General features: G+C 62.3%; 20 protein-coding genes and 1 pseudogene. 6 read left to right on the forward strand and 15 right to left on the reverse strand.

Translation table 11 applies throughout. The features are described 5' to 3' along the window. Positions 1-115: 115 nt before the first annotated feature. On the reverse strand, positions 116-1690 hold the full coding sequence (locus GNZ12_RS38425) for an MFS transporter (protein ID WP_172317508.1): 1575 nt from the start codon (positions 1688-1690) through the stop codon (positions 116-118). 166 nt (positions 1691-1856) lie between these two features. Here GNZ12_RS38425 and GNZ12_RS38430 point away from each other — a divergent pair, with 166 nt between their 5' ends. Further along, positions 1857-2747, forward strand: coding sequence for a LysR substrate-binding domain-containing protein (locus GNZ12_RS38430; RefSeq protein WP_172317510.1), 891 nt, complete (start codon positions 1857-1859; stop codon positions 2745-2747). A gap of 97 nt (positions 2748-2844) precedes the next feature. On the opposite strand, the gene GNZ12_RS38435 is transcribed toward GNZ12_RS38430, so the two are convergent. Beyond that, positions 2845-3822: a helix-turn-helix transcriptional regulator gene (locus GNZ12_RS38435; RefSeq protein WP_172317512.1), complete on the reverse strand. Its 978-nt coding sequence runs from the start codon at positions 3820-3822 to the stop codon at positions 2845-2847. Positions 3823-3942: 120 nt separating this feature from the next. On the opposite strand from GNZ12_RS38435, the gene GNZ12_RS38440 reads away from it, so the two are divergent. Beyond that, a complete protein-coding gene (locus GNZ12_RS38440) occupies positions 3943-4605 on the forward strand; it encodes a glutathione S-transferase family protein (protein WP_172317562.1) in 663 nt (220 codons plus the stop codon). A 99-nt stretch (positions 4606-4704) separates the two neighbouring features. Here the strand turns inward: GNZ12_RS38440 and GNZ12_RS38445 are convergent. Both GNZ12_RS38445 and GNZ12_RS38450 read right to left on the reverse strand, forming a co-directional pair. After that, positions 4705-6016, reverse strand: a pseudogene (locus GNZ12_RS38445) (IS701 family transposase). 195 nt (positions 6017-6211) lie between these two features. Next, entirely contained in the window at positions 6212-7867 is a 1656-nt protein-coding gene (locus GNZ12_RS38450) for a Na+/H+ antiporter (protein ID WP_172309572.1), read from the reverse strand. A 384-nt stretch (positions 7868-8251) separates the two neighbouring features. On the opposite strand from GNZ12_RS38450, the gene GNZ12_RS38455 reads away from it, so the two are divergent. Together GNZ12_RS38455 and GNZ12_RS38460 are read left to right on the forward strand one after the other, a co-directional pair. After that, positions 8252-9520, forward strand: coding sequence for a sensor domain-containing phosphodiesterase (locus GNZ12_RS38455; RefSeq protein WP_172309571.1), 1269 nt, complete (start codon positions 8252-8254; stop codon positions 9518-9520). Between the two features lie 145 nt (positions 9521-9665). Then, the gene (locus GNZ12_RS38460) at positions 9666-10367 is read left to right on the forward strand and encodes a copper homeostasis protein CutC (protein WP_172309570.1); all 702 of its coding nucleotides are present in this window, start codon (positions 9666-9668) and stop codon (positions 10365-10367) included. 162 nt (positions 10368-10529) lie between these two features. On the opposite strand, the gene GNZ12_RS38465 is transcribed toward GNZ12_RS38460, so the two are convergent. Next, entirely contained in the window at positions 10530-14117 is a 3588-nt protein-coding gene (locus tag GNZ12_RS38465; protein WP_172309569.1) for an indolepyruvate ferredoxin oxidoreductase family protein, read from the reverse strand. On the opposite strand from GNZ12_RS38465, the gene GNZ12_RS38470 reads away from it, so the two are divergent. Then, positions 14116-14358, forward strand: a complete 243-nt coding sequence (locus tag GNZ12_RS38470) for a hypothetical protein (protein ID WP_172309568.1) — start codon at positions 14116-14118, stop codon at positions 14356-14358. The two genes, GNZ12_RS38465 and GNZ12_RS38470, sit on opposite strands and share 2 nt — an antisense overlap. Here GNZ12_RS38470 and GNZ12_RS38475 read toward each other — a convergent pair. Genes GNZ12_RS38475 through GNZ12_RS38485 form a run of 3 tightly spaced genes read right to left on the reverse strand, consistent with a single transcriptional unit; the run spans position 14355 to position 17539 of the window. Then, entirely contained in the window at positions 14355-15836 is a 1482-nt protein-coding gene (locus GNZ12_RS38475) for a YfcC family protein (protein ID WP_172309567.1), read from the reverse strand. The two genes, GNZ12_RS38470 and GNZ12_RS38475, sit on opposite strands and share 4 nt — an antisense overlap. A gap of 13 nt (positions 15837-15849) precedes the next feature. Next, the gene (locus tag GNZ12_RS38480) at positions 15850-16620 is read right to left on the reverse strand and encodes an IclR family transcriptional regulator (RefSeq protein ID WP_172309566.1); all 771 of its coding nucleotides are present in this window, start codon (positions 16618-16620) and stop codon (positions 15850-15852) included. Between the two features lie 25 nt (positions 16621-16645). Continuing rightward, complete coding sequence (locus GNZ12_RS38485; RefSeq protein ID WP_172309565.1) at positions 16646-17539, reverse strand: N-formylglutamate amidohydrolase; 894 nt, start codon at positions 17537-17539, stop codon at positions 16646-16648. Between the two features lie 400 nt (positions 17540-17939). On the opposite strand from GNZ12_RS38485, the gene GNZ12_RS38490 reads away from it, so the two are divergent. Continuing rightward, on the forward strand, positions 17940-19055 hold the full coding sequence (locus GNZ12_RS38490; protein ID WP_172309564.1) for a porin: 1116 nt from the start codon (positions 17940-17942) through the stop codon (positions 19053-19055). A gap of 20 nt (positions 19056-19075) precedes the next feature. Here the strand turns inward: GNZ12_RS38490 and GNZ12_RS38495 are convergent, their stop codons facing one another. The 7 genes from GNZ12_RS38495 to GNZ12_RS38525 all read right to left on the reverse strand — a co-directional run bounded on the left by GNZ12_RS38495 (position 19076) and on the right by GNZ12_RS38525 (position 26220). Then, positions 19076-20047 (reverse strand): ion channel, encoded by a 972-nt coding sequence (locus tag GNZ12_RS38495; RefSeq protein WP_172309563.1) that lies wholly within the window; start codon positions 20045-20047, stop codon positions 19076-19078. A 265-nt stretch (positions 20048-20312) separates the two neighbouring features. After that, the gene (locus GNZ12_RS38500; protein ID WP_074285658.1) at positions 20313-20558 is read right to left on the reverse strand and encodes a hypothetical protein; all 246 of its coding nucleotides are present in this window, start codon (positions 20556-20558) and stop codon (positions 20313-20315) included. A gap of 61 nt (positions 20559-20619) precedes the next feature. Beyond that, on the reverse strand, positions 20620-20850 hold the full coding sequence (locus GNZ12_RS38505; RefSeq protein ID WP_172309562.1) for a hypothetical protein: 231 nt from the start codon (positions 20848-20850) through the stop codon (positions 20620-20622). 146 nt (positions 20851-20996) lie between these two features. Next, on the reverse strand, positions 20997-21905 hold the full coding sequence (locus GNZ12_RS38510) for a carbohydrate kinase family protein (protein WP_172309561.1): 909 nt from the start codon (positions 21903-21905) through the stop codon (positions 20997-20999). A 5-nt stretch (positions 21906-21910) separates the two neighbouring features. Next, positions 21911-23185 (reverse strand): AGE family epimerase/isomerase, encoded by a 1275-nt coding sequence (locus GNZ12_RS38515; RefSeq protein ID WP_172309560.1) that lies wholly within the window; start codon positions 23183-23185, stop codon positions 21911-21913. Beyond that, positions 23182-24168 (reverse strand): LacI family DNA-binding transcriptional regulator, encoded by a 987-nt coding sequence (locus GNZ12_RS38520; protein ID WP_172309559.1) that lies wholly within the window; start codon positions 24166-24168, stop codon positions 23182-23184. Before GNZ12_RS38520 ends, GNZ12_RS38515 begins: the two co-directional genes overlap by 4 nt. A gap of 198 nt (positions 24169-24366) precedes the next feature. Further along, the gene (locus tag GNZ12_RS38525; RefSeq protein ID WP_172309558.1) at positions 24367-26220 is read right to left on the reverse strand and encodes an EAL domain-containing protein; all 1854 of its coding nucleotides are present in this window, start codon (positions 26218-26220) and stop codon (positions 24367-24369) included. Positions 26221-26327: the final 107 nt, after the last annotated feature.

Genomic DNA, 26327 nt, shown 5'->3' on the forward strand with positions numbered 1-26327 from the left:
TTTGCACCCGCGGCGAGCTTGGATAGCATGAACACACACGTCAGCGTCCCCAACGTTCGGCGTGTGTGTTTGTTCGCCGCAGCATCGTCTGCGGCTTTTTTTAACAGACGACAAATCAAGCGTGTTCTCGATCACTCGTCATCACGCGCGCAAGCCCCTCGCGATCCGCCGACGAATCCTCGTCGGCACGCGTGCGGCCAAGAATGACGAACACTGCAATCGCGCACAGCAGCGTAACGACGGTCAACCCACCCAGCAGAAGACCGAACGCATCGGCATAGATGTGCAGCAACGCTGCGCGAGGGACGTCCGGCAGGAGCGCCGATGCGCGATTGAGATCGCCTGCAGCCAATCGTGCAGCGGCTTCGCCCACCTCGCCGGATAAAGCATGGGGTCTCAGGGTCGACTGCACGCGTGCCTGCGTGAGCGCGGCCAGAATTGCGCTGACCGTTGCGAGTGCAATGCATTCGCCCGCAACACGCGTGGTGCTGAAAATACCCGTCGCCATCCCGGCACGCTCCTTCGGCACGACGCTCACCGACAGTCCGTCCATCAATCCCCAAGGCATCCCTGCACCAACACCGATGGTGAGCAACGGCGCGATCGCTGCATTGCTCGCACCCCCGCCCAACACCATGGTCAGCCAGTACAGGCCGGCCGTGGCGATCAACAGGCCGATACCCGAGATGACACCGGCGGACATACAGCGCGTTAGTGTCGCGGCGACAAGCGGCACGACGAGCATCGGTGCGGACAGCGCGAGCATCAGCAAGCCCGCGTCGATCTCGCTGTAGCCGTCGATACCCACGAAACGCAGCGGCAGCACGACGAGCAGCACGATGTAGCAGTAGCAGGTCGCAATAGGCAGCACTTGCACGCCGACAAAACGCGGATAACGGAACAAAGACAGATCAAGCATGGGCCGCGCGACGCGCGTTTCGATGATCCAGAACGCGGCAGCCAGCAGTGCCGCGCCCAACAGAAATCCGACGACGAGTGGGTTCGACCAGCCACTCTCCGAGGACTGGATCACGCCGAACGTGAAGCACGACAATGCGCCGGTAAACGTTGCGATTCCCGCCCAGTCGATACGCTGCGCGTCCGGGTCGCGCGATTCACGCATCTGCGGCACGCCGAACAACAGCGACAGGACGCCCACCACGGCACCCGTCGCGAAGATCGCTCGCCAACCGAAGCGCTCGATCATGAACCCCGCTAGCACAGGCCCGAATGCAAGCCCAAGCCCGAAGGTCGTGCCGAGCAGACTGAATGCCCGGGTGCGCGCGCGGCCATCGAACTCCTGCGCGAGGGCCGCCGTCCCACCCGCCAGCGCGGCCGCGGCGGCAACGCCCTGCGTGGCGCTCAGCAGATCGACAACCAGGATCGACGGTGCGAAGCCGAGCAACAGCGAGACCAGCGCGAATCCGCTTACGCCGATCGCAAATAAGCGCTTGCGTCCAAACCGGTCCGCGAGCGCCCCCGCCGCCATCAGCAAGCTACCAAAGGTCAGCATGAACGCGTTCGTGATCCAGTTCATCTCGACCGGGCCACCCGCGAGTTCCCGGCCGATCGCGGGCGTTGCCAGCGCACCCGCCGAAAAACTGAGCGGCAACGCGAGCGCAGCGAGACAAACGGCCGTGAGAATGGCGACCGGCCGCCCCAATGAAACGGAAGAAAAAGTGTGGCTCATCGACGCTCCCCAAAGAAAGCCGGTCCGCGCTACGTCTCCTCGACGCGCACTCCCGGCAGAGCGATCAACGATAATCCGGATTCAATCAGATAAAAACCATGTGGAATTCCGCTGATAAAGGAGTTAAATTCCTGAATTGAGTCGGCTTAATGGGTGTCGGAGCGGGATGGATAACCTCAACGGAATCGTCGCATTTGTGCGCACGGCGGAGGCGCTTAGCTTCGTCGCCGCCGGCCACAAGCTTGGCGTCTCGGCTTCGGCGGTCGGCAAGACGATTGCAAAGCTGGAGCAATCGCTCGGCGTGCGGCTCTTTCACCGCACCACACGAAAGGTCACGCTCACCGATGAGGGACGTCACTTCTACGATCGCTGTCACCGGATACTGGAAGATCTACGCGATGCCCAGGATGTGCTGTCGGAGGCGGCACAAACGCCACGCGGCAAGCTGCGCGTCAGCCTACCCGCGATCGGCTATCGATTCCTGTTGCCCGCACTGCCGGAATTCACGCGGCTCTATCCTGATGTCGAACTGGATCTGGATTTCAACGACCGGCTCGTGGACGTCGTCGAAGGCGGTTTCGACGCCGTCATTCGCAGCGGCACGCTGACAGATTCGAGCCTGATGTCACGCCGTCTCGGCGCATTCTGCTTCATGCTGTGCGCTTCGCCTGGTTATCTCGCGCAAGCTGGCGTGCCGCGCACGCTGCGCGACCTGGAAGTGCACGCGTGCGTGCGCTACCGTTTTCCAACAACGGGGAAGCTTCAGCCGTGGGAACTGTTGGCGGATGGTGGTGAGCCTGCGAACCTGCGCACCGCGATCACCTGCAACAACATGGAAGCGCTGCGCGAGGCTGTCATCGCGGACTTCGGCATTGGGTACATGCCGGACTTTCTGGCACACGACGCGCTCGCGACGGGCAAGCTCACGACGTTGCTCGACGAACATCGGATCGCCCCAGGACAGTTCTCGATCCTATGGCCATCGAGTCGGCAGTTGTCGCCGAAGCTTAGGGTGTTCGTCGATTTCATGTGCGCGAAACTGTTTAAGGGCCTGTGAATCGGCGGCTCACGACGTTTTGCGTCACGTATAGGCGAAAGTCGGCGATCTGTCCTGGAGCGGACGCTTGAGTGTTTGCCTGCGCATATACCAAAATTTATGCTCCCCTCTTATAGAGCGCTTTCAACTGTGACAACTCTTCCATAAATTTATTCTTAAGTTCCTGCGGCCCTACGATTTTCAAATTTGAACCGTATCCCAGCAGCTTCCGCGCGCCGTGCTCGATGGATTCGATGGGCATCAAAAACTCTTTCCATCCTGATGGCACCTCCGCACTACCTGCACCCTGCAAAACTGGAGCGGTTTCAATACGCGCGTTGGCCAACCAATTCTCGCCCCGCGGCGACACGGCAATATGTGCCGTCAACCGATAAAGATCGGTCTCGTACCGGTTCATGGCGTCGCGCCAGTGCTTCGCCAGATCAAATCGCGCAGGACGCTTGAAACGGCGGCGGGAGGACTTGAGTTCACTAATATTCGCTAGCCGAAAGGTCAGTGCGCCGGGCCTGCCCACCACCTTGGCAATCAGGTACCAGGTACCTCCCTTGAGCACCAAACCGAGCGGCTCAAGTTCGCGGCGGGATAAACCATGCCAACTCTCATACTTCACTTCGATACGGTACGAGCTCCACACGGCATTGGCGACTTCACGCAGAAATAACGGCGTTTCTTGCGCACGGTACCAATCCACAGTGTCAATGTGCAGTCGGCTGGCGACACGATCAGCCTGCTCGCGCGAGTCCGGAGGCAGGCTGGCAATCATCTTTAGCCGCGCAGAGGTTGCCATGCCGTCCAAGCCCAGTTCTGTCGCAGGCCCAGGCAAACCTGCCAGAAACAGCGCGTGCGCTTCGTACTCCGTGAGCCCTGTGAGATCGGTACTCCAACCCTCGCGCAATTGAAATCCCCCATTGCGACCTCGATCCCCCAAAATCGGCACGCCAGCAGTGGAAAGCTGATCGATATCGCGCAAGATCGTGCGCTCGGAAACCTCCAGTGCTTCAGCCAAAGCCGGTGCGGTCATACGCCCGCGCGCTTGCAGCATCATCATGATCGACAAAAGGCGGCTGGCTTTCATAAATGACACCTCACCTCAAATACATGACATAAGGTGTCATGTTAACGGACTTATTATCTGCCACATCCCTAATCTGCTCGATCAATGCGAAGGTCAAACATGGACGAGAGCAAGAGACAAATGAAAATAATTTCCGGCCCCCTGAGCATGTTCGGCGCCAAGGTCGAGATCGCGGCGCACGAGAAGGGCATCGACTTCGAACTGGTGATGGCTCCGTTTGACCAGTTGCGCGGTTACCACCCCAAACATCCAGATGTATTGCGCGTCAATCCGAAACATCAGGTGCCGGTACTGATAGACGGCAACCTGGAGATTTTCGATTCCACGCAAATATTTGAGTATCTTGAAGACCTGAAGCCCAATCCCGCCTTATGGCCGGCGCATCCAAAGGCGCGCGCCATGGCGCGTCAGCTTGAACACTGCTGCGATGAAATCTATTTTCCGCACATTGTCCGACTGATGGGTCTTGAAGATGCGCCGGATGATCCTGCGGCGCAGACTGCGCGCAACGAAGCGTTGCAATATTATCGACGCATGGAACGCGTTCTTGCGAATCGAGAATTTCTGGCCGAGACCTATTCCTATGCCGACATTGCGTTTTACATGGCGCAGCTGTTCGGCGCGCGCAAGGGTGCGCCGATAACAGGAGAGACACCCAACCTGCTGGCTTGGCGCGAGCGGATGATCGCACGTCCTGCCGTGCGAAAAGTTGCCGGTGCTATGGCGGAATATCTTGCCTCGATAGGAAGTGCGGTCCCTGATTTTCTTCAAGGACTTAACTAGTACTACTGTGTCATATAATTTCGAGGTTACTGCATTAATGAATGGTGCAAGCGTTGCGTGAGGCGCAGTCCGAGCAAGATACGCAGGGTAGTGATGGAATCAGGAACGTGGCGTTGTGCGCGCTGGACTGCCGCGTGCGATGTAATCCGCGGGAAGCGCAGGCAGCGCGCGTTCGATGAAGTTTTTTAATCGCCGCTGCCTGATCCCATCCTGAGTCTCTGGGCCATCAGAAACCCATAGGCGGCAATACTCAGCGTGGCGTGGTGGTGAAAGCCCCGCCAGCCGCGACCTTCGTAGTGACCCAGTCCGAATTCCTGCTTCAGATCCTGATAGTCGCGCTCGATGCGCCAGCGCATCTTGGTTACCGATACAAGTTGTTCAAGTGTCGCCTCCCCGGGAGCGGTACTGAGAAAGTACTTGAGCGGCTCCTTATCTCCCTCGGGCCATTCGATGAGTAGCCACTCTTCCGCGCGCAGGGTACTGCGCCAATAGTCCTGATGAGCGGGACGAACCCGCACGGCGGCGAAGCGCGAGGAGAGTGCCGCGTTGCTGCCCTCTCGCCAGGTGACGGTCTGCCAGGCGTTCGCAGGTAATTGCATGGCCAGCGCCTTGACCGCTTGCGGTTCGTGGCCGGGTGCGCGACGCAGCAGTGTAGGTGGGTTGCCACGCCCATTCCACGGCTTGGGCGGCAGCGGCGCCGTACCTGGTGCCCATACTGAGGTGCCCGGACGGATCCCCACGGCGTATAACAAACCCAGCGCGCTTATCCCTTCCCGAAAGGCCGTTTCATCACCGTATCCTGCATCGGCCAGCACGATACCCGGCACAATCCCGGATGCAATCGCTTCGCGCAGTTGGGCCAGTGCAATCTGTGGTTTGGTTGCGAAGGCCTGATCGTCAGGAATGCCGGCGCGACGGGCACGTTCCCGATCGTCAATCCACTCCCTGGGGACATACAGTTGCCAGGCGACAGGCAGGCTGCCGCGTTGCGTTGCGATCGATAAACTCACTGCGACCTGACAGTTGTCCTGTTGAGCTGGCCACAGTACTGACGTGCAACGCCCACCGAATGGCGGCCCTTCTTTGGAAAGCCTGTGTCGTCAATAATCCAGTAGTAGCCGGCCTCTTCAGCGGCATGCGCGCCTAGCGCCGGCATCACCCATTCGCGCACCCGCTGCATGATCGCCTTGTCGGACCACTCGGCCTTGGCAACGAAGTGGTGGAGCGACTGATGCTTCGCACTGGCATGAAGCGGATCGATATGCGCGGCCATTGGTTCGACGCTCTTGCGTGACAGTGGCATCACCAGACCGGAACAGTAGCCTTTAAGGCCGGCGTGGCGATTAGCGTGCCCTAACTCCTGTGCCAGATGGTCGAGATACGCGTCAAATTCATCGAGATCGTCTGCCATTCCGATACCCCGTAGTCGCTATTACTTCATACTACCAGGTATCGCTTTTAGCTGACACAGTAAGATTAAGAAATCAAGGAAAGGCCAACGCCGTAAGGGCACAACCAAAAAGCGCCGCGCAGGCAAAAAAACCAAGCAAAGTCCAACCCCGCAGGCAAACAGAAAAAAGCGCGCCGCAGGCAAACAACACCCCTTTTACTTCCTCCGAACAGTCAGCGCCGTTTCCGACAAATCCACCTCCCGCATGAGCTTATTCAAAGTCTCATCATTAATCTCCTGAGAACTGCGCAGCGCGAGCAGCGCCTTCCTCTCGGCGCGCATTGCCGCTAACTTCATCCGGAACTCCAGCGCATCGGCACGGCGCGCCAACTCCCGTGGCTCCTGTTCGTCGCCCAGCGTGGCAAGCCTTCGCCGATAAATGTCCATCACCCTCGCCGTGACATCCGCGGCATACGCCGATGCCGACTCATCAAGATCCGCACACTCGACATCATGCACTTCGTCCACCGCACGAATCGCTGCTTGCGCAGCCGTCGTGCGCGCCAGCACTTCCTCTGCGGCATGCGGATCCTTTCCTCGCCGCCAGCCACGCAGCAGCAGTGGCAACGCCACCACGGCCACCAGCAGCGATAAAAGAATCACCCCCGAGGTAATGAAAATCGCGAGGTCCCGCCCGGGTAACGGTGCGCCGCCGGGCAAAACCTCGGGCAGCGACAACACACCCGCCAGCGTCACCGCGCCACGCACGCCGGCCACCGTCGTCACCGTGACCGTGCGCAGGCCGGGCACCGCGTTGGCTACGCCGTGCTTCGCCGCGCCGCGGCTCGCGAACCAGCGTAGCAGCCACACCCACACGAAACGCAGCGCGTAGAGCGCCACCGCCACCGCGGCGATGTAGCCGATCAGCAACCACACCTGCGCGTTGCTGGTCTCGTGCGCGTCAAACAACGCGCGGCCAAGAATGTGCGGAAACTGCAGCCCCAACAGAATGAACACCATGCCGTTGAAGACGAACTCGATCATCGTCCACGTGCTGTTCGCGCGCACTCGCGATGACACCGGCCCGGCATTCCAAATGCTCGCGTAGTTCATCATCATGCCGGCCGAGACGGCGGCCAGAATGCCCGACAACTCGAAACGCTCGGCGATCAGATACGCGGCGAACGGAATCAGCAGTGTCATCACCACGCCGGGCGCCGGATCACCCTCTTCGTTAAGACTCAGAAAGCGCGCCGATACAAAGCTGAACAGCCAGCTCACCGCCGCGCCCGTCGCGAGACCGCCCACCGCGATGATCACGAAACTGATCGATGCGTCGCGCAGCGAAAACACACCCGTCAGCGCCGCCGCAATTGCGAACTTCAAGGCGACAAGGCCCGATGCGTCGTTCATCAACGCCTCGCCTTCGAGGATGTGCATTAGCCGTCCAGGAATTCTGCCCTTGCCGACGATACCTGTTAGCGCCACCGCATCCGTCGGCGACAGCACCGCGGCAAGCGCGAACGCGACCGGCAGCGAGATCGACGGCACCAGCGCATGCACGAAGTAGCCGACTGCCAGCACCGTCATGAAAACGAGGCCGAGCGCCAGCATCAGAATGGAGCGGCGCGCCATGAACAATTCGCGCTTGGGAATGCGCCATCCATCCGCGAACAGCAGCGGCGGAATGAACAGCATCATGAAAATTTCCGGATCGAAGGTGACATGCAGTCCGAGCCTCGGCCACGCGAGCAATGCGCCAATCGCGATCTGGACGAGCGGCAGCGGCAAGGCGATCGGCAGTATCCGGGTAACGACGCCGGAAGCGGCGACGGCGAGCAGAAGTATCAGTACGGTAAAGACAATATCCATCGATCTATTTATGGCGCTATAACGGTGCTTCCTCTTCGATCGTCGACGATGTCGCCGCATATCGGTCGTGAGGTGTGTGTAAGGAACAAGGCCGAAGTTTAGCCCGACGACGCATCGCGCCATCGCCACCCCGGCAAGACGCCCGCGAGCACGGCCAGGAAGTGTCGCGGCGAGACGTTGCACCTTTATGGTGCGCGTCACGCCCGTGCGCGGCGCATCGTCCCTTCCACCGGTGCAACCGGACCTGCAAATTTCATTCGAATGTGCGCCAGCGTGCGCATGGAGCTTGCTTAAGGAATATCGATGACGCACATTTTGGGAAACGGTGCCGAGGTTGTTCGCTTCCGCGTTCGGACCGGCCCGGCTCTCGCGTGAGAGGATTGCATGACGATTGCGCAACAGGAAAGGACGGCCATTGCGCCGCATGGCTTCGATGTCGAGGTGACGTCGGGGCTCGAACGTTTTTCGGCGCAGCATGGCGAGCTGACGTTGACCAGCGTGTTTCAACCGATTTTCAGCCTGTCGCATATGCGGGCGGTTGGCTACGAGGGGCTGCTGCGCGCGCACGACGCGCTCGACCGCCCCGTTTCGCCGCTCGACGTATTTGGAGAAGCAGCGCGCCTGGGTGATGTGCTGCAAGTCGACCGGCTCGCCCAGACCCTGCATCTGGAGAACTTCAAGGTACTCGGCGCCGAGCGCGAATGGCTGTTTCTGAACGTCCATCCCGGCGCGCTCACCGATCCGTATCTCGCCGCCGCCTTGCTGGCCAACCTGAAGCGACTCGATCTGTCGCCGCGGCGGATCGTGCTCGAGGTACTCGAACAGGGCGCAGAAGATCTCGAACGGCTCGTCGACGCGGTGCGCCAGTTTCGCGAGCGCGGTTTCCTGATCGCACTCGACGACTTTGGCGCGGGCCACTCAAACGTCGAACGGATCTGGCAATTGAATCCCGATATCGTGAAGCTCGACCGCATCATGCTGTCGCACGCCGCACATCGTGCCGATATGGCGACGATTCTGCCGGGGCTGGTGGCGTTGCTGCACGAAGCGGGCAAGCTGGTGCTGATCGAAGGTGTCGAAACGGAGCATGAAGCGCAGATGGCGCTCGGCTGCGACGCGGACTTCGTGCAGGGATTTTTCTTCGGCCGACCGAATCCCGGCGCGGCCGACGCAGCGCACGCCACGACGTGCATCAGCGAAGTCACCGACCGCTATCGCGACCAGTCCGAAGCGCGCGAGCGCCGCAATGGGAGCCGTCTCACACCGTACCTGCGGGCGTTCGAGCGCGCAGCGGAACGGCTCGCCGCCGGCGAACCGCTCGAGGAAGTGTGCTGGAATTTCCTCGCGCTCGACCATGCCGCGCGCTGTTTCCTGCTTGACGCGAAGGGCAAGCAGGCGGGCCGCAACGTCGTATTGCGCGCCGATCGCGCGGCACATGAGACGCGCTTTTTGCCGCTGGCTGATGCGCAAGGGGCGAACTGGCTGCGTCGTCCGTATTTCCGCGCGGCGATCAATGCGCCGGAACGCGTGCATGTGACGCGCCCGTATCTGTCAATCAACGAGGCATTGCCGTGTGTGACGCTGTCGGTGGCGACGCGTGTCGGTGAGCAGACATGTGTGCTCTGCGGCGATATTGATTGGGTCGAAGAATAGCGGTTCTGATGGGTCGCTCGGGAGGGTGAGCGGCGGTCCTGGTGGTCCAGATTGGAAGGGCGAGTAGTGGCTCTGATGGTATAGATCGGAACGGTGAGTGGCGGTTCTGAGATCATGTCGTTTTCAACGACACACAGCCGCGCTCATGTCCGTCCTACTCGAAATCATCGCCACCACCGTTGCCGACGCCCGGCTTGCCGCGCAGGCCGGTGCGAACCGTCTCGAACTCGTCACGGCAATGGGCGAGGGCGGTTTGACGCCGAGTCTTGGGTTGATCGAAGCGGTGGTTGCCGCGGTTGATATCCCCGTCAACGTGATCGTGCGGCCGCATAGCCGCTCGTTCGTGTACGACGCCGACGACTACGCCGTGATGCTGCGCGACGTGCGTGCCGTCAAAGCGGCCGGCGCGAACGGCGTAGTGATCGGCATGCTGACGGCAGACGGTGAGATCGATCGCGAAGGCCTCGCGCGTGCGATCGATGCGGCGGATGGCTTGGCGATCACCTTCCATCGTGCATTCGACAAAACGCGTGATCTGCAAAAAGCGCTCGACGTGCTGCTCGGTTTCGATGCCGTGACGAATGTGCTGACCTCGGGCGGCAAACCTTCTGTACTGCAGGCAGAGTCGATCATGCGTGACCTGGTACGGCAAGCGTCCGGCTCACGTTGCACGGTGCTGGCGGGCGCGGGTTTGACCATCGACGCGGTTGCCGGCTTCCTGAGCGCGACGCAAGTTCAAGCGGTTCACTTCGGTTCGGGGGTGCGCGTTGGCGTCAACGGTCTTGCGCCCGTTGACGCGGCGAAAGTCGCGCAGGTGAGAGCGCTACTGGACGCAAAGCGTAGCTGATTCGTCAGGAAGATAACCAGCGCTATTGGACGCAGCGCGTAGCAAAACGATCCGGCGGAAAATCAACGCTACCAGACGCAACGCGTCACCATTCCATCAGGCAAAAAAACGCCGCTTCGAGGTTCAACTCGAAGCGGCGTTCTTCATTCACCCGCGAAAGAACTACTTCGCGACGACCACCGGAATACCGCGCAACTGCCCGGCGCCCTTCACCTCTTCCAACGACTTCTTCACCGATGGGCTCGTCGCTGCTTCGATCTGCAAGCGCGCAGCGAGATCGCGCTCGCCGCGTTTCACACCCGCCAGATTCGCCAGCTTCACGTGACCATAACCGCGGACACGAGCATGCAGATCGGCGAGCTTCGCGACGTCTTCCAGATTGCTCGTGTTGAGCTTCGAGAACGCGCGTTGCAGCGTGGTTTCATAGTCGTCGGCGAGTTCGCGCTCCATCTTACGTTCGAGCGTGCGGCCGAACGGATCGAGCATCGTGCCACGCAGACCGCTGAATTTCGCCATCACGCCGAGCACCGGCCACATCCATTGACCGAACGTCTTCTTGGTCGGATTGACGCCCGGTTGAGGACGCGTGAGCGTCGGCGGCGCGAGGTTGAACTTGATGCCGAAGTCCTTGCCCGCCACGCCTTCGAATTGCGCTTCCAGCGCTTCACGGAAGGCCGCATCCGTATGCAGCCGCGCGACTTCGTATTCGTCTTTTACCGCGAGCAGACGATAGAACGTCGTCGCCACGGCGCGCGTGATGCGCTCGCTCTTTGCATCGACCGCGGTTTCGGCACGGCGCGCCGCATCGACCAGCGCGCGATAACGCTTCACATAGCTCGCGCCACCGTACGTCTGGAGACGGCCTTCGCGATGCGCGATCAGTTCGTCGAGCGTATCGACGCGCACCGCCTGCTTCGCCAGATGCCGTGCTTGCCACAGCGATTCCAGCGCGGCCGGGTCTTCCGCAGCCACACGCCCAATTGAAAACGCCAGTTGATTCATCTGCACCGCGACGTTGTTCAATTCAATCGCGCGCATCATCGCGGCGAACGACACCGGCACCAGACCGAGTTGCCAGGCATAACCGAGCATCAGGATGTTCGCGCCGATGGTGTCGCCAAGGAAGCGCGTGGCGAGCGCCTGGGCGTCGCACGTCGACATGCGGTCTTCACCCGCGGCGTGGCGCATCTTGTCGATCAACGCGTCGGCATGCAGCGTTGCATCCGGGTTCTGCACGAAGGTCGCGTTCGGAATGGCGTGCGTGTTGACGACGATGCGCGTGCGGCCATGACGCACCGTTTGCAAGGCATCGGCGCTCGCGCCCACCACCATATCGCAGGCGAGCAGCACGTCGGCCTGTTGCGTGTCGATGCGCACCTGATTGAGCCACTCGTCGCGCGCGGCGAAGCGCACGAACGACAACACCGAGCCGCCCTTTTGCGCGAAGCCCATGAAGTCGAGCACCGAGGCGCTCTTGCCTTCCAGATGCGCGGCCATGCTGATTAATGCGCCGACGGTCACGACCCCCGTGCCGCCAACGCCGGTCACCAGGATGTCGTACGGCGCGGCATCGAGATGTGTCGCAGGAATCGGCAACGTGTCGACGCGTGCAGCGAGCGCTGCCGGATCGAACGCGGCGCCTGCGGCTTTCTTCAGCTTGCCGCCTTCCACCGTGACGAAGCTCGGGCAGAAACCGTTCACGCAGGAATAGTCTTTATTGCAGGACGATTGATCGATGCGGCGCTTGCGGCCCAACGCGGTTTCAAGCGGCTCGACCGACAGACAGTTCGATTGCACGCCGCAATCGCCGCAGCCTTCGCAAACTTCCTCGTTGATGAACAGACGCTTGTCCGGATCGGGAAACTCGCCTTTTTTCCGGCGACGCCGTTTTTCCGCCGCACAGGTCTGGTCATAGATCAGCACGGTCACGCCGTCGATATCGCGCAACGCGCGCTGCACCGTGTCCATTTCGCTGCGATGGTGGAACGTCGTGCCTTTCGGGAAGAGGTCGTGATGGCCGTCGTATTTCTCCGGCTCGTCGCTGACCACGACGAAACGCGACACGCCTTCGGCTTCCACCTGACGCGCGATCTGCGGCACCGAGATGCTGCCGTCGACCGGCTGGCCGCCCGTCATCGCGACGGCATCGTTATAGAGGATCTTGTAGGTGATGGTGGTGTTCGCGGCCACCGCCTGGCGGATCGCGAGAATACCCGAGTGAAAGTAGGTGCCGTCGCCGAGATTCTGGAATACGTGGCGCGTTTTCGTGAACATCGAATGCGAGGCCCAATCGACGCCTTCGCCGCCCATCTGAATCAGACCGGTGGTGTCGCGCTCCATCCACGACGCCATGAAGTGACAGCCGATCCCCGCATGCGCGATAGAACCTTCAGGCACTTTGGTCGATGTGTTGTGCGGGCAGCCCGAGCAGAAATACGGCGTCCGCTTCACGCTATCCGCCGCATTCGAGAGGATTTGCGGCGCAACCAGATCGACCACACGTTCGCGGCGATCCAACGCGGGTTTGTGCTTCGCGAGCCAGTTCGCGAACACCGGCAGAATGCGCGACGGCCGCAATTCACCGAGCGACGACAGCAGCAGCGTGCCGTCTTCGGCGTTCTTGCCGACCACGATCGGCCGCGTGCCTTGCGTGCGGTTGTACAGATAGTCTTTGATCTGCTGCTCGATGACCGGGCCCTTTTCCTCGATCACCAGCACTTCTGACAAACCGGAAACGAACGCGTCGATGCGCGTCATCTCCAACGGGAAAGACAGGCCAACCTTGTAGATGCGCACGCCGGCCGCTTCCAGATCCGCGACTGTCAGATCGAGCCGGCGCAGCGTTTCCATCAAGTCGAGATGCGCCTTGCCGCACGTGACGATACCGACGTTCGCATGCGGACTCGGCGCGATCCATTTGTCGATGCTGTTGGTGCGTGCGAAGTGACGCACCGCGTCGAGCTTCGCGTGCATCCGCGCTTCGATCGTCAGGCTCGGCAGATCGGGCCAACGGTTATGCAGGCCGCCTGCGGGTGCTTCGAAATCCTGCGGGGTCGCCCATTCGGTTTGCAGCGCATCCAGATCGACAGTGGAGCCGGATTCGACGGTTTCCGAAATCGCCTTATACCCGACCCACGCACCCGAGAAGCGCGACAGCGCCCAGCCATACAGGCCGAACTCGAGCATGTCGGCAATGTTCGACGGATTCACCACCGGCATATGCCACGCCATCAACGCGAAGTCGCTCTGGTGCGGCATCGACGACGACACGCAGCCGTGGTCGTCGCCCGCCACCACCAGCACGCCGCCGTGCGGCGACGAGCCGTACGCGTTGCCGTGCTTCAGCGCATCGCCCGCGCGATCCACGCCGGGGCCTTTGCCGTACCACATGGCGAACACGCCTTCGACGGTGCGCTCCGGGTCCGATTCCACCCGCTGCGTACCGAGCACGGCGGTGCCGCCGAGTTCTTCGTTGATCGCCGGCAAAAAGCGAATATCACTCGCCGTGAGCAGTTTCTGCGCTTTCCACAACTGCTGGTCGACCATGCCGAGCGGCGAGCCGCGATAGCCGCTAATGAAGCCGGCCGTGTTCATGCCGTGCGCGCGGTCGGCTGCGCGCTGCATCAGCGCAAGGCGCACCAGCGCCTGTGTACCGGTCAGGAAGATTCGGCCGCGCGTGGCGGTGAGGTTGTCGGACAGCTTGTAGTCGGCGAGAGCGGGCGTGCCGTCGATGGGCAGGCGAGCGGTCATGGGTGAGTCTCCATTGTTTTGCATCCGCGCGCCGTGGGTGGGGACCACAAAAGGTGACGCGGCGAAAGAGACTCTATTTTTTAGCGCCGATTGGAGTGAATTTTTTCTACTTGGTCAGGCGTTCAACGAAACAGCGCGACGGGCCGCGCGTTTTAATGAAGTTTTGAGATGGATCTGCCACGCGGCGGGCGGATTCGGGTATGCCCTGGTGCGCCGCGCAAGGGTGAAATCCGCCTTTTAATACCCCGTCCAGACGGCCAACGCCAGCGCGCCACCCGACAGCACCAGCAGCACCACGAACAGCGGCAGGATGAACCTGATCCACTGACCGAAGCCGACCCGCGCGGTGGCGAGATACGCGAGCAGCATTCCGGAGGTCGGCGTCACCATGTTCGTCAAGCCGCCGCCCAACACGAAGGCGAGCACCGAGGTTTGCCCGCTAACACCGGACAACTGCGCAATCGGCCCAATGATCGGCATGCTGACCGCGGCCTTGCCGGACACGGACGGAATGAACACGTCGAGCACCATCTGCACGGCCATCAGGCCGTTCGCCACCCACACCGCCGATTGGCCGCGCGCGAGCCGCGTGAAATGGTCGATCAGCGTGTCGAGCACCAGGCTGTTCTGCAGAATCAGTTCGACCGATGCCGCGAGACCGATCAGCAAACCCGCCAGAATCATCCCCTTCATGCCGTCGACGAAAGCGTCGGCCGCGCTGCGCGAATCGAGCCTGCCCACGGCCGCCGTCACGATGCTGATGAACACGTAGAACGCGGACAACTCGACGTTGCCCCAATGCAATTCACGCGTGCCGATCACCAGCATCGCAGCGGCGATCGTCAGCACGATTAACGTCGCCTTGTGGCGGCCCGAGAGCTTAGCTTGCGGGTGTTCGTCCAGACTCGCGCGTGCGACGGCCAACCGATAGCCGCTCAAACGCACGTGAGCCAGCAGATACAGAATGCCCAGCGTCAGGAACACGACGAACACACCGATGCGCATCGCGATACCGCTAAAGAGCGGCACACCGACGATCGGCTGCGCGACGGCGAGCGACAACGGATTGGTCACCGAGGCGATATACCCGACCTTCGCGGCAATCGCGACGAGCCCCACCGCGAACAGGTTCGATAAACCGAGCCGCCGTGCCAGTACCATCACCATCGGAATGATCACGAGGTATTCGGAGATGAAGCCGAGCAGCGTGCTGCCGAGGCCGATCAGGACCATGAGCAGCGGCGCCAGCACATAGACGTTGCCCGCGGTGAGTTGCAGGAGCCGGTCGATCCCTGCATCCACCACGCCCGTCTTGCGCATCACGCCGAACATGCCGCCGACGAACATCACCATGAAAATCAGCGGCGCGTTCTTGATGAGGCCATTGGGGACCGCGACGAAGGCCGACACGAGGCTCGCGGGCGCGGCCTGCTCGGGCGTGCTTTGGGTGACGCTCGGTGCGATCAGCGTGGCAAGGCTGTGGCTCTTCGGCACCACCTGATAGGTGCCCGGCACGACCAGCTTGTCGTGACGCTCGAAGTGCCCGGCGTCGATCAGATAGGTCATCGCCACGGCGGCGAGCACGACCCAGATCATCATCACCACCGGATGCAGCATCTTGCCGTGGGGCTTCTTTTCATCGCTGCCGCTGCCGGGATGGCTGCCTGGAGGATGGTCGTCGTCGGCGGTGGGCGCCGTGGGTGGGGCGAGCGTGGTCATGGGCGGGTTCCTGTCATGCCGGCTGCGGATTCATCTGCGGCGCGGTGTACCCGAGTTCGGCGGAGATCGTGCGGCTGCACGCTTGCAGACGTTCGAGGTAATCGGGAATCTCAATCCGGCTGATGCGCATCTCTGGCCCCGAGACGCTGATCGCGGCCACTGCCTGGCCGCTCATATCGCGTACCGGCACCGAGATGGCCACCGCACCCGCCGTGACTTCACCCACGCTCACCGCATAGCCTCTGCGCACGATCACATCGAGTTCGTCGACGAGCTTCATCAGGTCCGGCGGCTGCGGCAGTTTCTTCAGGTGCGCGAAGTATTCGGTCCTGACGGCGTCCGGTGCGAACGCGAGCAGGATCTTGCCGGACGCGCCGCTGTTGAGCGAGCGCCGGTTGCCCACCGCGCCGATCATACGCATCTCGTGCGTGCTTTCGCAACGCGCGACACACACCGTTTCCAGCCCTTCGCGCACGCGCAGCACGACGTTTTCGTTGATCGCCTGATTGAGCGCGAGCATGTGCTTTTGCGCCGAGCGCACCAGTGTGTTCTGCTGCGCGGCCGCGACGCCGATCACGAACGCCTGCGGACCGAGCGCGTAGGTCGAGGCGCGTGTGTCCTGCACGACGAAGCGATGCAATTCGAGCGTGCACAACATGCGGTAAGCGCGCGACTTGTTGATGCCGAGTTGATTGGCGAGCTCGGTGACGCCGAGACCCGGATGTTCGGCGACATGGCTCAGCAGCTTGAGCGCGCTGTCGACGGAATCGACGATGTAGTTCACGGTTGTTCCTTCCTAGGTTGCGTCATTAAGCCGGGCGGGGCGCGGCAAGTTGAGCGCGGACGTAGTCGGCGAGCGCGGCGACGAAGGCGTCGAGGTCGCGCTTGAGCGTGTGGAAGCCGGCGTGTTTGACGAACTCGGCCTCATCCATATACAGCCCGCGCTTCAGTTCGATCTGGATGCTGTGCCTACGCTGCGCAGGATCGCTGACGGCCGCGAGCAGATCGCCACCCTGATAGGGCTCGTTCACCTGCACGCGATAGCCCGCGCCGCTGAAATAGTCCGCCACCCATTGTGTGAAGGCAGGATCCGCAGTGGTGCCGCGGCGGTCGCTGACGACGAAGTCGGGTCGCGCCTCGCCGGCATCGACGTTCATCTCGTTGCCGCGCGATTTCATCGAATGACAGTCGACGTGCCACAGCGCGCCGTGCTGCGCATAAGCGCGCTCGGCTGCGGCACTGAGCGCCGCCCGGTAGGGGCGGTAGTACGCGTCGATGCGGTGCTGGACTTCGGCGACCGACAGCTTGCGGTCGTACATCGGCACGTTCGGCAGCGCGTCGCGCCGGATCAGACCCATGCCGCGCAGCGTGTACTTCTGTGGGGCAAGCGGTTCGGGCCACGGCTCGGCGAGCAATTGCGCATCGATATCCGTGATCGCGCGATTCGGGTCGATGTAGGCGCGCGGGAAATGCGCGCCGATCAGTACCCCACCTTGCGCCGGCACACCGGCCCACAGTTCGTCGACGAACGCATCCCACGAGGTGCGAATCGCGGCGGCCGGCGCGGACGTACCGAAATCGGCCGGCAGCGCGATGCCGCTGTGCGGTGAATCGAACAGGATCGGCAGCGCCGCCGCGGTGGGTTGCGCGATAAAGAACGGCGCGTCGGCGGGCGCGGCAAAAGTGTTGTTATCGGGCGTCAAAACAAATTCCTTTCTGGTGGCCGACGCGCTTTAAAGGTCGTCGTGGCCAGAGTCAATGGCTCGTGTGTTTTATTAAATAAAACAGCGTATCAATATTTAACGACGAACCTTATGAATGGTCAAGTGACTCGTTGAAAGCCTTGCTATCCGGGTCGTTCATTTTGAAATCCTTGCTGGTCAAGGATTTACGCTGTGTTGGCCAGTAAAACCCCCAGCGCCGGGTTGTGTCGTCAATGCGGGCAAACCAGTATCTCTGCGTCAGCTTGACCAAGTAATTTTGCGTTTCGAATAATAAACGATACATTGTTTTATTCAATAAAACAAAGAGATCGGGGCGCCCACGCAGCAGCCGGGCGGCTTCGACGGACCAGGTTCACACACTCACAACAAGGAAACGCAGATGAACAGGACAGGTTTGGCGATGGCGCTTGCGGGCGCGGGGATCGGCGCGGTGCTCGCGGTGTCCAGTGGCAACGCCGCGGCGCAGTCGAGCGTGACGTTGTACGGCATCGTCGACTCAGGTATCACCTACACGAGCAACCAGAAAGGCAGCACGACCTGGCAGGCGACCGGCGGAAACGAACAGGGCACGCGCTGGGGCATGGTGGGCACCGAGGATCTGGGCGGCGGCACCACGGCGATCTTCAAACTGGAGAACGGCTTCAACATCGAGACCGGCACGGCGAGCGCGAATAGCCGCATGTTCGGCCGTCAGGCGTGGGTGGGTCTGGCGAACCAGCGCTGGGGGTCCTTCACGATGGGGCGCCAGTACAACGCCGCGCAGGATTCGCTGGCGCCGTTGCAGATTGGCGCGAGCACGTCGCTGACGCAGTACGCGCTGCATCCGTTCGATACCGACGACCTGAACAACTCGTTTCGCACCGACAACTCGGTGAAATACGTCACGCCGACGTTCGCGGGCTTCCAGGGCAACGCGATGTACGGTTTCTCCAACGCGACCAACTTCGCGGCGAACCGCAGCTGGAGCGTCGGGGGCACGTATGCGCAGGGTCCGTTGCATCTCGGCATTGCCTACGTGGTGCTCGACAATCCGGCGCTCGACACGACCGGCGCGATTCCGTCGGACAACTACTACACGTTCCTGAAGGGCATCACGAAGCAGCAGATATGGGGCGCGGCCGGCACGTACGACTTCGGCAATGCGACGTTCGGCATGCTGTACACGAGCTCGCTGTTCAACTTGCAGACGGGCGCATCGCAGCGCTTCAACAACTACGAAGGCAGCTTCCGTTATCGCTTCACGCCGGCCGTGATGTTCGCAATCGGCGAAACGTACACGCAGGTTCTTACGACGCAAAGCACGAAGCCGAGCGTGCACTATCTGCAAACCAGCGCGGGTGTCCAGTACTACCTGTCCAAGCGCACCGATCTGTATGTGAACGCGATCTATCAGCGCTCGTCGTCGAATACGGTGGCGGACGTTGAAGGGATCAGCAATCCGTCGAGTTCGAGCACGCAGGTGGTGGGCGTGGTTGGGATTCGCCACAAGTTCTGAGCGGGCACCGCCCGCGCGCTCTACGGCGCGGGCGCTTTCGCCGCGGACGCGGCGACCGGCGCCGAGTCGAGCGGCACGACCTCGTTGAAATGCGAGTAATCGATGTGACTCACGCCGTTTTCCTCGCGCATGATGTCGACGAACCGGTGTTGCCAGCGGATCTGCTCGCAGGGCCACGTGTAGCGCGCCTGCATGGTTTGCGAGGTCGATTCGTCGACCCCCTCGAGCGTGAGCAGCAGCGACATGTCGCGGCCCTTGAGCGTTTCGGCGGTTTCGCCGAACAGCGGGCTGCTTTCGTCGATGACGTGCATCAGGACCCAGCCTAGCTTGAACACGGGATGCTGGTCGCGCACCAGCGTCAGATCGTAGAGCTTGCGCAGCGTAAAACCTTCGACGGTGGTCTCCAGCCGCATGATGCGCAGCTTCGCACGCGCTTCGGCGATCACGTTCTGACGTGCGTTGGCGGCGCGCACCATCAACGTCATGCGGCCCTCGAGCGGCCGCACGACCGCGTAGCGGGCGAACATGATCTTGGCGTGCGGGCGTGAGAAGCGCGCGAAGATCAGCCCGGTCGCCAACGCGATGCTGGACATGCCGACAAAGATCTCCAGTGTCGCGATCCAGTGGGCGTAGACCGTTTGCGGGTGCATGTCGCCATAGCCGACCGTCGCGAGCGTTTCGACGCTGAAGAAAAACGCGCCGCCGAAGCCTGGCGGAAACTGATTGGCGATCGGTGCGTTGCCGAGCATGTAGAGCGCGGCAAACACGGTGTTGAGCAGCAGGAACAAGACCCCGAGCGAGACGAAAAAAGTCGGCCAGCGGACCATGAGTGCGCGGTGATAGAGATCCTGCCAGAGCGGCGTCGGCATGCCGTGCGCGATAACGACGCGATCATCCAGGCGCAATTCCCGGCTGCCGCGCGTGCGACGTTTTTGCGTACGCGTTTCGTCGTCGCCGATGCTGGAAAGATGGTCTGGTGATTCGGTCGCCATCGCGTGCCCGTAGAGAGGAAGAACGCGTAAAGCGTAGCACGCCGGTTAGCGCGCGGAGGGGGATTGTCGGCGCGCTGAAGGGACGTTGGAGAGCGTGCCTCAACGGCGGGTTGCACAGACGTCGAGGTGGCGCAAACGGCGTGTTGCACGGGCGCCGAGGTGGCGCTTCCAACACCCGCCTGCGGTACTTTGGGCGAGTGTGCAGGAGATGCGCCGATTCCGCTCGCTTGACGCCCACGCCTCCATCAATGCGCCCGCCGTAGGGCTACGGAAAGGCCCGCGGCTTCGGAATGCCGGCGCCGTGTTCGATGTCGTCGACGCCTTGCTGGTGCGCTGCGGCGATAGCTTCGGCTTCATCCGCGTAGCCGTTGTCGCCGCCGACGGTGGTCCACGGCTTGACGGCTTTCTCGCGATGCCGGATTTCGTATTCCGCGTCCCAGCGTGCACCGTTGAGTTCGAGCGGACGGACGTGAATCGAGTACACGCCGTAGAGGAAGAGCTGTTCAGCCATGGTCGCCTCCAGCCGGTTGATTCAGAAGTGGCGCGGTGCGCTGGGCGCGGCGCCGGGTTGCCTAGAGTTCGATTTCCCCAAGGATGCGATGGGCGAGGGCCTTGGCTTCCTCGAGGGCTTCCTCGGGCGTGGACGAGGAGGATTCGACTTCGTAGACCGTGGTTTCCTGGTCTTCGGATGCTTCGCCTTCGTCGCGGGAAAGGGTGACCAAGCCCTGCCACGTGTCGCTTTGTACTTCTCTTACCGACGCGGTGGCCGTATAGATGCCTTTGGTGTAGGTGATGTCATCCATGGCGACGCTCCTTGTTCCAAAGGGTTGGATTTTTCATCCTAGCACGATGATTGAGATTCGGCTGTTCGCCTGCGCGGCGCCCGATGGCAAGGACCGATGTGGGCAACCGATGTCTACAACAATACGCGCCGCACAAGGCAAAAAAACTACAGCAGCGCGACAACTTCGTCCAAAGAAGGTGCATGCGCACCAGCATGGCGGCAAGCCGCGGCGCCGGCGGCCAACGAAAAGGCGAGGTGTTCCGGCCACGTTCGCTGAGGCGCGGTCATCAAACTGAACAGCAAACCACCGATAGAAGCATCCCCCGCGCCAACCGTATCGACCACTTCGACCCGAGGCGGCCGAGCCTCCACAACCATGGCGCCGTCGATCAACATGGACGTCTCCGGCCCGCGTGTCACCAGCACGGTGGCGGCAGGATTCATGGCGCGCAACTGTGCAAGCGCGCCGGCCTCATCGTCCGTCTTGAACAGCATGCGCAAATCCTCGTCTGACACCTTGATCAGATCGGCTAGCGCGGCCATCTTCCGCAACGTGGGCTCGTACCCCTGCTCCATCAGGTTCCGGTAGTTCGGATCGAAACTGATCTTCACGCCGCGCGCGCGCAACTCGGCCGCCAACGCGGCAAGCGTAGCCCCAAGCGGCTGACGCACCAGGCTGATGCAGCCAAAGTGCGCCCACTTCACCTGCTCGATCCAGCCAGCTGGCAGGCGCGCCGGATCGAACGCCAGATCGGCGCCGTTCTCACCCATGAAAAAGTACGCAGGCGGATGCGTCTGATGGACGATCGCCAGCAGGGGCGGGCGCTCCACGCGCTGCATGAAGCGCATGTCGAGCCCAGCGGCAACGCTTGCGTTCCACAGTTCGTCGGAGAAGTTGTCGACGCCCAGCGACCCGGCACAGGCCGTCGGCAAACCGAGCCGCGCCACGCAGCGCGCGACGTTCCAGCCGGCGCCGCCAGGACGCGAGAGCCATTGGGAGGCGCCGGTTCGCACGAGGTCGGTGAGGATGTCGCCGGCTGAAACGAAGAAGGGGAATTCGGTGTTAGCGCTCATTTTGCTTACTCCGCGGATTCGGACGCAGTGGCCACGCCGTCAGGCAGTGCGTGCGCCAGCACCTCATAGCACGCGCCCATCGTGTGATAGTCGGTCTTGCCGGCAGGGCTCTTTTCGTCGCTGTATTTACGGTTGTCGCACGTGAGGATGCGGTACCACGCGCCATACTTGTGATCGACGAAATGCGCCCAGCTGTAGCGCCAGATCTCGTCGTACCAGTCCCAGAAGCGTTCGTTGCCGGTGCGCTTGCCGAGCAGCGCCGCGGTCGCGAACGTCTCCGCCTGAACCCAGAAATACTTGTCGTGGTCGCACACGGTGCCGTCCGGCCCGAAGCCGTAATAGAGGCCGCCGTGGTCTTCGTCCCAGGCGTGCGTCATCGCGGCGTCGAATAGCTCGATAGCGCGCGGCAGCAACCACGGCAACGGACGATAGCGCTCCAGAATCAGCAGCAGCTTGGCCCACTCGGTCTGATGCCCCGGCTGGAAACCCCACGGGCGGAAGATGTTCGAGCTGTCTTCCTCGTTGTAATGCCAGTCGACCGACCAGTCCGCGTGAAAGTGCTCCCACACGAGTCCTTGCGACAGCTTCGCCTGCCGCAGCGTGATGTTCGACGCTACCCGTTCCGCACGATCCAGATAGACCAGGTGTCCGGTCGCTTCGTGCGCGGTGAGCAGGGCCTCGGTGGTGTGCATGTTCGCGTTCTGGCCGCGGTACGAACTGACGCGCCAGTCGGGCGTTGCTTCGTCGGCATAGAGGCCGGCGGCGGCGTCCCAGAAGCGGTGTTCCATCAACTCGAAGGTCGTGCCGATCATCGGCTTCGCTTCCTCGATGCCGGCCATCGCCGCATGCGAATACGCGAGCAGGACGAACGCGAGGCCGTAGCAGTGGCGCGTGGCGTCGAGCGTGTGTTTCTTGCCGTCACGCCATTCGAGCTCCCAGTCGTAGCCTTGCTGCTCAGCGTCCCAATGCGTTTCGCGCAGGAAGCGCAAACCGTGGCGCGTGTACTCGAGATGCTGCGGGTCGCCGAACTGGCGATACGCCATCGCGTAGTTGAAGATGTAGCGGCACGTGCTCACCAGATGCCGCGTGGTCTTGTCGTAGACCGAGCCGTCGTCGCGGAAGAAATGGAAGAAGCCGCCGCTCGGATCGAGCACGTTCGGCGCGTAAAAGCGCAGCGTGTCCTGCACATGAGCGAGCAGAAAGTCGCGCTTGCGGAAGCTGTCGACGGGCGGCGCGGCAGCGGCGCCGTTGGCGGGGTGAAGCGGATCGGATTGCGTCATGGCGTTTTTACCAAAGTACTGGCACGGGCAATGAGATGGACGGGCAAGCGGACTTCGAGTTCGGCGGGGGCGTCTTCAAGCAGCAGCTCGACACCGCGCCGGCCGAGCGCTTCCTTGTCGACTGAAATGGTCGATAGGGGCGGCGTGGCATGCGCGGCGGCGGGAATGTCGTCGAAGCCGATGATCGCGATGTCCTCGGGCACGCGGATGCCGCGCGCGAGGCACGCGCGCAGCGCGGCGAGCGCGGCGGCGTCGTTGTACGCGAATACGGCGTCGGGCCGCGGGCCGGGCGCGTCGAGCAACTTGTGCATCGCGCGCGCGGCGCCGCTGTCGGGATCGAGGCCGGCGTCGATCGTGACTTCCAGCGAGGGGTCGAACAACAATCCCGCTTCGAAAAACGCGCGCCGGTAACCGAGCGCGCGCTGGGCGATGCTGAAGTGCGCGAGCGAGCCGCCGATGAACGCGACGCGCTTGCGCTGCTGCGCGAACAGATGGCGCATGGCGAGCGTGGCGCCCGCGGCGTTGTCGAGATTCACCGAGCGCAGGCCCGGCGCCCACAGGTCGATCAGCACGAGCGGGCGTTGCATCGCGACCAGCGTGGTCAGCGTTTCGGGCTCGACGAAGCCGGCGATCGCCACCGCGTCCGGCGCATGCAGGCGCATCTGCTGGATCACGTCTTCGGTCGGACCGGCGGTCAGCACGGAAGGGACGATGCCGCGTTCGCGGCACGCGTCTTCCACGCCATGCAGCACGTGCGAAAAGAACGGGCTGACGGCGAAGTTGTTGTGCTGGCGGTGCAACAGAAAGGTGAGGCGGCGGATGCGCGGGCGCAGTTGGGCGGCGTCATAGCCGAGCTGCCGCGCCGCTTCGACCACGCGTTCGCGGGTGGCCTCGGACAGGCCGGGCTGATTCTTCAAGGCGCGTGAGACGGTGCCGATCGACACGCTGGCCGCGCGGGCGACGTCGCGGATGGTTGTGGCCATCGAATGAAGCGGCCGCAAGAGGGCGGGCCGCACGGTGTTTGGGTTCGGGCGATTGTATAGTAAAACTTGGCTAAAGCCGCTTCGCTATCGCGCGATCCATACCCGGAGATACCCGTAGACAGTGGCGCTGGCCTGATTTTTGTTGTTTAGTAAAAATTGCTAAACAAGCTTGATATTGGTGTCGTCACGCTCGCTCGCTCAGTCGAAAGGCATCGCCACCACGTCGGCCTGTCCACGTAACAGCGCTACGCTCTCATCCGCATCGATCAGCACGAAGCCGCTCGTCTCGTGCTTCGCGCGCCGCTTCGCCAGCGCCGCGACGGACGCGATTTCCTCGCTGCTGTAAAACGACGGGCCGCCGTCCGACTCGACGCGCACGCAGCCGATCGCCATCGTCACGAAGCCGAAGAAGGTCGGGTTGCCGCGCCGGTCTTCACCATGGATGCCGCCGGCCAGCCGGTCGGCGGGCGCGTAGAAACGCTGCGCGCCTTCGTTGAACAGATGGATCGCGCGCAGGACGCGGTCCTGCCAGTCCTCGCTCTGGAACAGGATCAGGAAGTCGTCACCGCCGACGTGGCCGAGGAAATCGCGGGTCGGGTCGCAGACGTCCGCGAGCACGGCGGCCGCGAATTTCAGCACTTCGTCGCCCTGCCAGTAGCCGTACTGATCGTTGAAGGGCTTGAAGTGATTCAGATCGACGTAGCTCGCGTAGAAGCCGGCGTCGTTGCCGAGCAGGCGGGCGATGTGCGAACTGATCGGGATGTTGCCCGGCAGGAAGGTCAGCGGGTTCGCGTAGCGCGCGGCTTCGATGCGCACCTCGGTCACCGCGCGCACCAGATTCTCGCCCGTGCCGAGACCGGCGTATTTGCCGTCGTTGTCGGTGATGACGAAGCCGTCGGCGAGATAACGCTGGTCGTCGCTTGCGAGCAGCTTGGCCATCTGCTCGACGGTCATCGATTGCTCGATGATCACCGGCGATGCGTTCGCAAACTGCAAGCATGGACGCTTGCCGAACAGCTCGCGGTGATACGGCAGCGCGTAGCGGTCCATGAAGCCGCGACGGTTGATGAGCGCAACCGGTTCGTCGTGCTCGACCACCGCCACCGCATGCAGATCGGGCAGACGGTTGAACAGTTCGAATACGTCGTTGTTGGTCGCGTGGCGTGGCAGAGCGGGCGCGTGCACCATCATCTTCGCCGACGCCGTGCCGCCCGACGGCGACGCGCTGCTCACCGTGCGTGTGGTCTCCGGGAACACCGCAATGTGGCCCGCGCGCAGGGCGTCATGGGCGTCGTCGGTGACGCGGCGGGCCGGCTGCGCATGCGGCCGGCCGAAGAAATAGCCCTGCCCGCAGCCGATCCCCATGTCGCGCACCACGATCAGATCGGCTTCGTCCTCGATGCCTTCGGCCACCAGCCGCGCACCGCTTGCGTTGGCGAAGTGCTGCATCGCACGCACGGCTTCGAACTTGAGCGAATCGCTGGAGATGCCGTGGATGAAGAATCGGTCGATCTTCACGACGTCCGGTTGCAGGCGCACCCAAAGATTCATGCTGGCGTTCGCGGTGCCGTAGTCGTCCAGCGCGAATTGCGCGCCGACTGTGCGCAGCGCCGAAATCACCGGCAGAAAGCTGGCGACATCCGGAATCGTGCTTTGCTCGGTCAGCTCGATCACGATCCGTTGCGGATCCACACCGCGATGACGCAGCAGCGCGAGCGTGTCGTCGCGTGCTTCGGCCAACTGACGGATCGCGCCCGCGCTGAAATTGAGAAACAGCTTGCCGTCGAAATCGAGCCTCGCGAACGCGTCGATGCAGGTGCGCGCGGCGGCTTGCTCGAGATCAAGCGTGCAGCCTTCGGCGAGCGCCTGCGAGAACAAGGCGAACGGCGCTTCGAGCGAGGTGCCCGCCGGGCCGCGGATCAAACCTTCGTAGCCGAGGATCGCGCCGTCGTCGAAATCGATGATCGGCTGGAATACGGCGGACAACTCACGCCGGGCGATCAACTCATCGATGCGCGGCGTAGCGGATCGGGAGGGCGAACGAGGTTGCATGGCAGTTAGGCGGAGCGATCGACCTTCGGCTTATCGACCCATCCTGTCTGGAATTAAGTGAACTTTTAGTGAAACGTTGCACTGCGATGGTGCGTCGCGGCCTTGGG

It is taken from the genome of Paraburkholderia solitsugae, assembly GCF_013177695.1.
GTDB lineage: Bacteria > Pseudomonadota > Gammaproteobacteria > Burkholderiales > Burkholderiaceae > Paraburkholderia > Paraburkholderia solitsugae.

Excerpts from the sequence above, each read along its gene's own strand:
- GNZ12_RS38475 (WP_172309567.1), bottom strand. The coding sequence starts at position 15,836 with ATGACCACGCTCGCCCCACCCACGGCGCCCACCGCCGACGACGACCAT.
- GNZ12_RS38465 (WP_172309569.1), bottom strand. The coding sequence starts at position 14,117 with ATGACCGCTCGCCTGCCCATCGACGGCACGCCCGCTCTCGCCGACTAC.
- GNZ12_RS38450 (WP_172309572.1), bottom strand. The coding sequence starts at position 7,867 with ATGGATATTGTCTTTACCGTACTGATACTTCTGCTCGCCGTCGCCGCT.
- GNZ12_RS38455 (WP_172309571.1), top strand. The coding sequence starts at position 8,252 with ATGACGATTGCGCAACAGGAAAGGACGGCCATTGCGCCGCATGGCTTC.
- GNZ12_RS38490 (WP_172309564.1), top strand. The coding sequence starts at position 17,940 with ATGAACAGGACAGGTTTGGCGATGGCGCTTGCGGGCGCGGGGATCGGC.
- GNZ12_RS38425 (WP_172317508.1), bottom strand. The coding sequence starts at position 1,690 with ATGAGCCACACTTTTTCTTCCGTTTCATTGGGGCGGCCGGTCGCCATT.
- GNZ12_RS38520 (WP_172309559.1), bottom strand. The coding sequence starts at position 24,168 with ATGGCCACAACCATCCGCGACGTCGCCCGCGCGGCCAGCGTGTCGATC.
- GNZ12_RS38440 (WP_172317562.1), top strand. The coding sequence starts at position 3,943 with ATGAAAATAATTTCCGGCCCCCTGAGCATGTTCGGCGCCAAGGTCGAG.
- GNZ12_RS38470 (WP_172309568.1), top strand. The coding sequence starts at position 14,116 with ATGGGTGAGTCTCCATTGTTTTGCATCCGCGCGCCGTGGGTGGGGACC.
- GNZ12_RS38515 (WP_172309560.1), bottom strand. The coding sequence starts at position 23,185 with ATGACGCAATCCGATCCGCTTCACCCCGCCAACGGCGCCGCTGCCGCG.
- GNZ12_RS38505 (WP_172309562.1), bottom strand. The coding sequence starts at position 20,850 with ATGGATGACATCACCTACACCAAAGGCATCTATACGGCCACCGCGTCG.
- GNZ12_RS38510 (WP_172309561.1), bottom strand. The coding sequence starts at position 21,905 with ATGAGCGCTAACACCGAATTCCCCTTCTTCGTTTCAGCCGGCGACATC.
- GNZ12_RS38435 (WP_172317512.1), bottom strand. The coding sequence starts at position 3,822 with ATGAAAGCCAGCCGCCTTTTGTCGATCATGATGATGCTGCAAGCGCGC.
- GNZ12_RS38430 (WP_172317510.1), top strand. The coding sequence starts at position 1,857 with ATGGATAACCTCAACGGAATCGTCGCATTTGTGCGCACGGCGGAGGCG.
- GNZ12_RS38525 (WP_172309558.1), bottom strand. The coding sequence starts at position 26,220 with ATGCAACCTCGTTCGCCCTCCCGATCCGCTACGCCGCGCATCGATGAG.
- GNZ12_RS38495 (WP_172309563.1), bottom strand. The coding sequence starts at position 20,047 with ATGGCGACCGAATCACCAGACCATCTTTCCAGCATCGGCGACGACGAA.
- GNZ12_RS38460 (WP_172309570.1), top strand. The coding sequence starts at position 9,666 with ATGTCCGTCCTACTCGAAATCATCGCCACCACCGTTGCCGACGCCCGG.
- GNZ12_RS38500 (WP_074285658.1), bottom strand. The coding sequence starts at position 20,558 with ATGGCTGAACAGCTCTTCCTCTACGGCGTGTACTCGATTCACGTCCGT.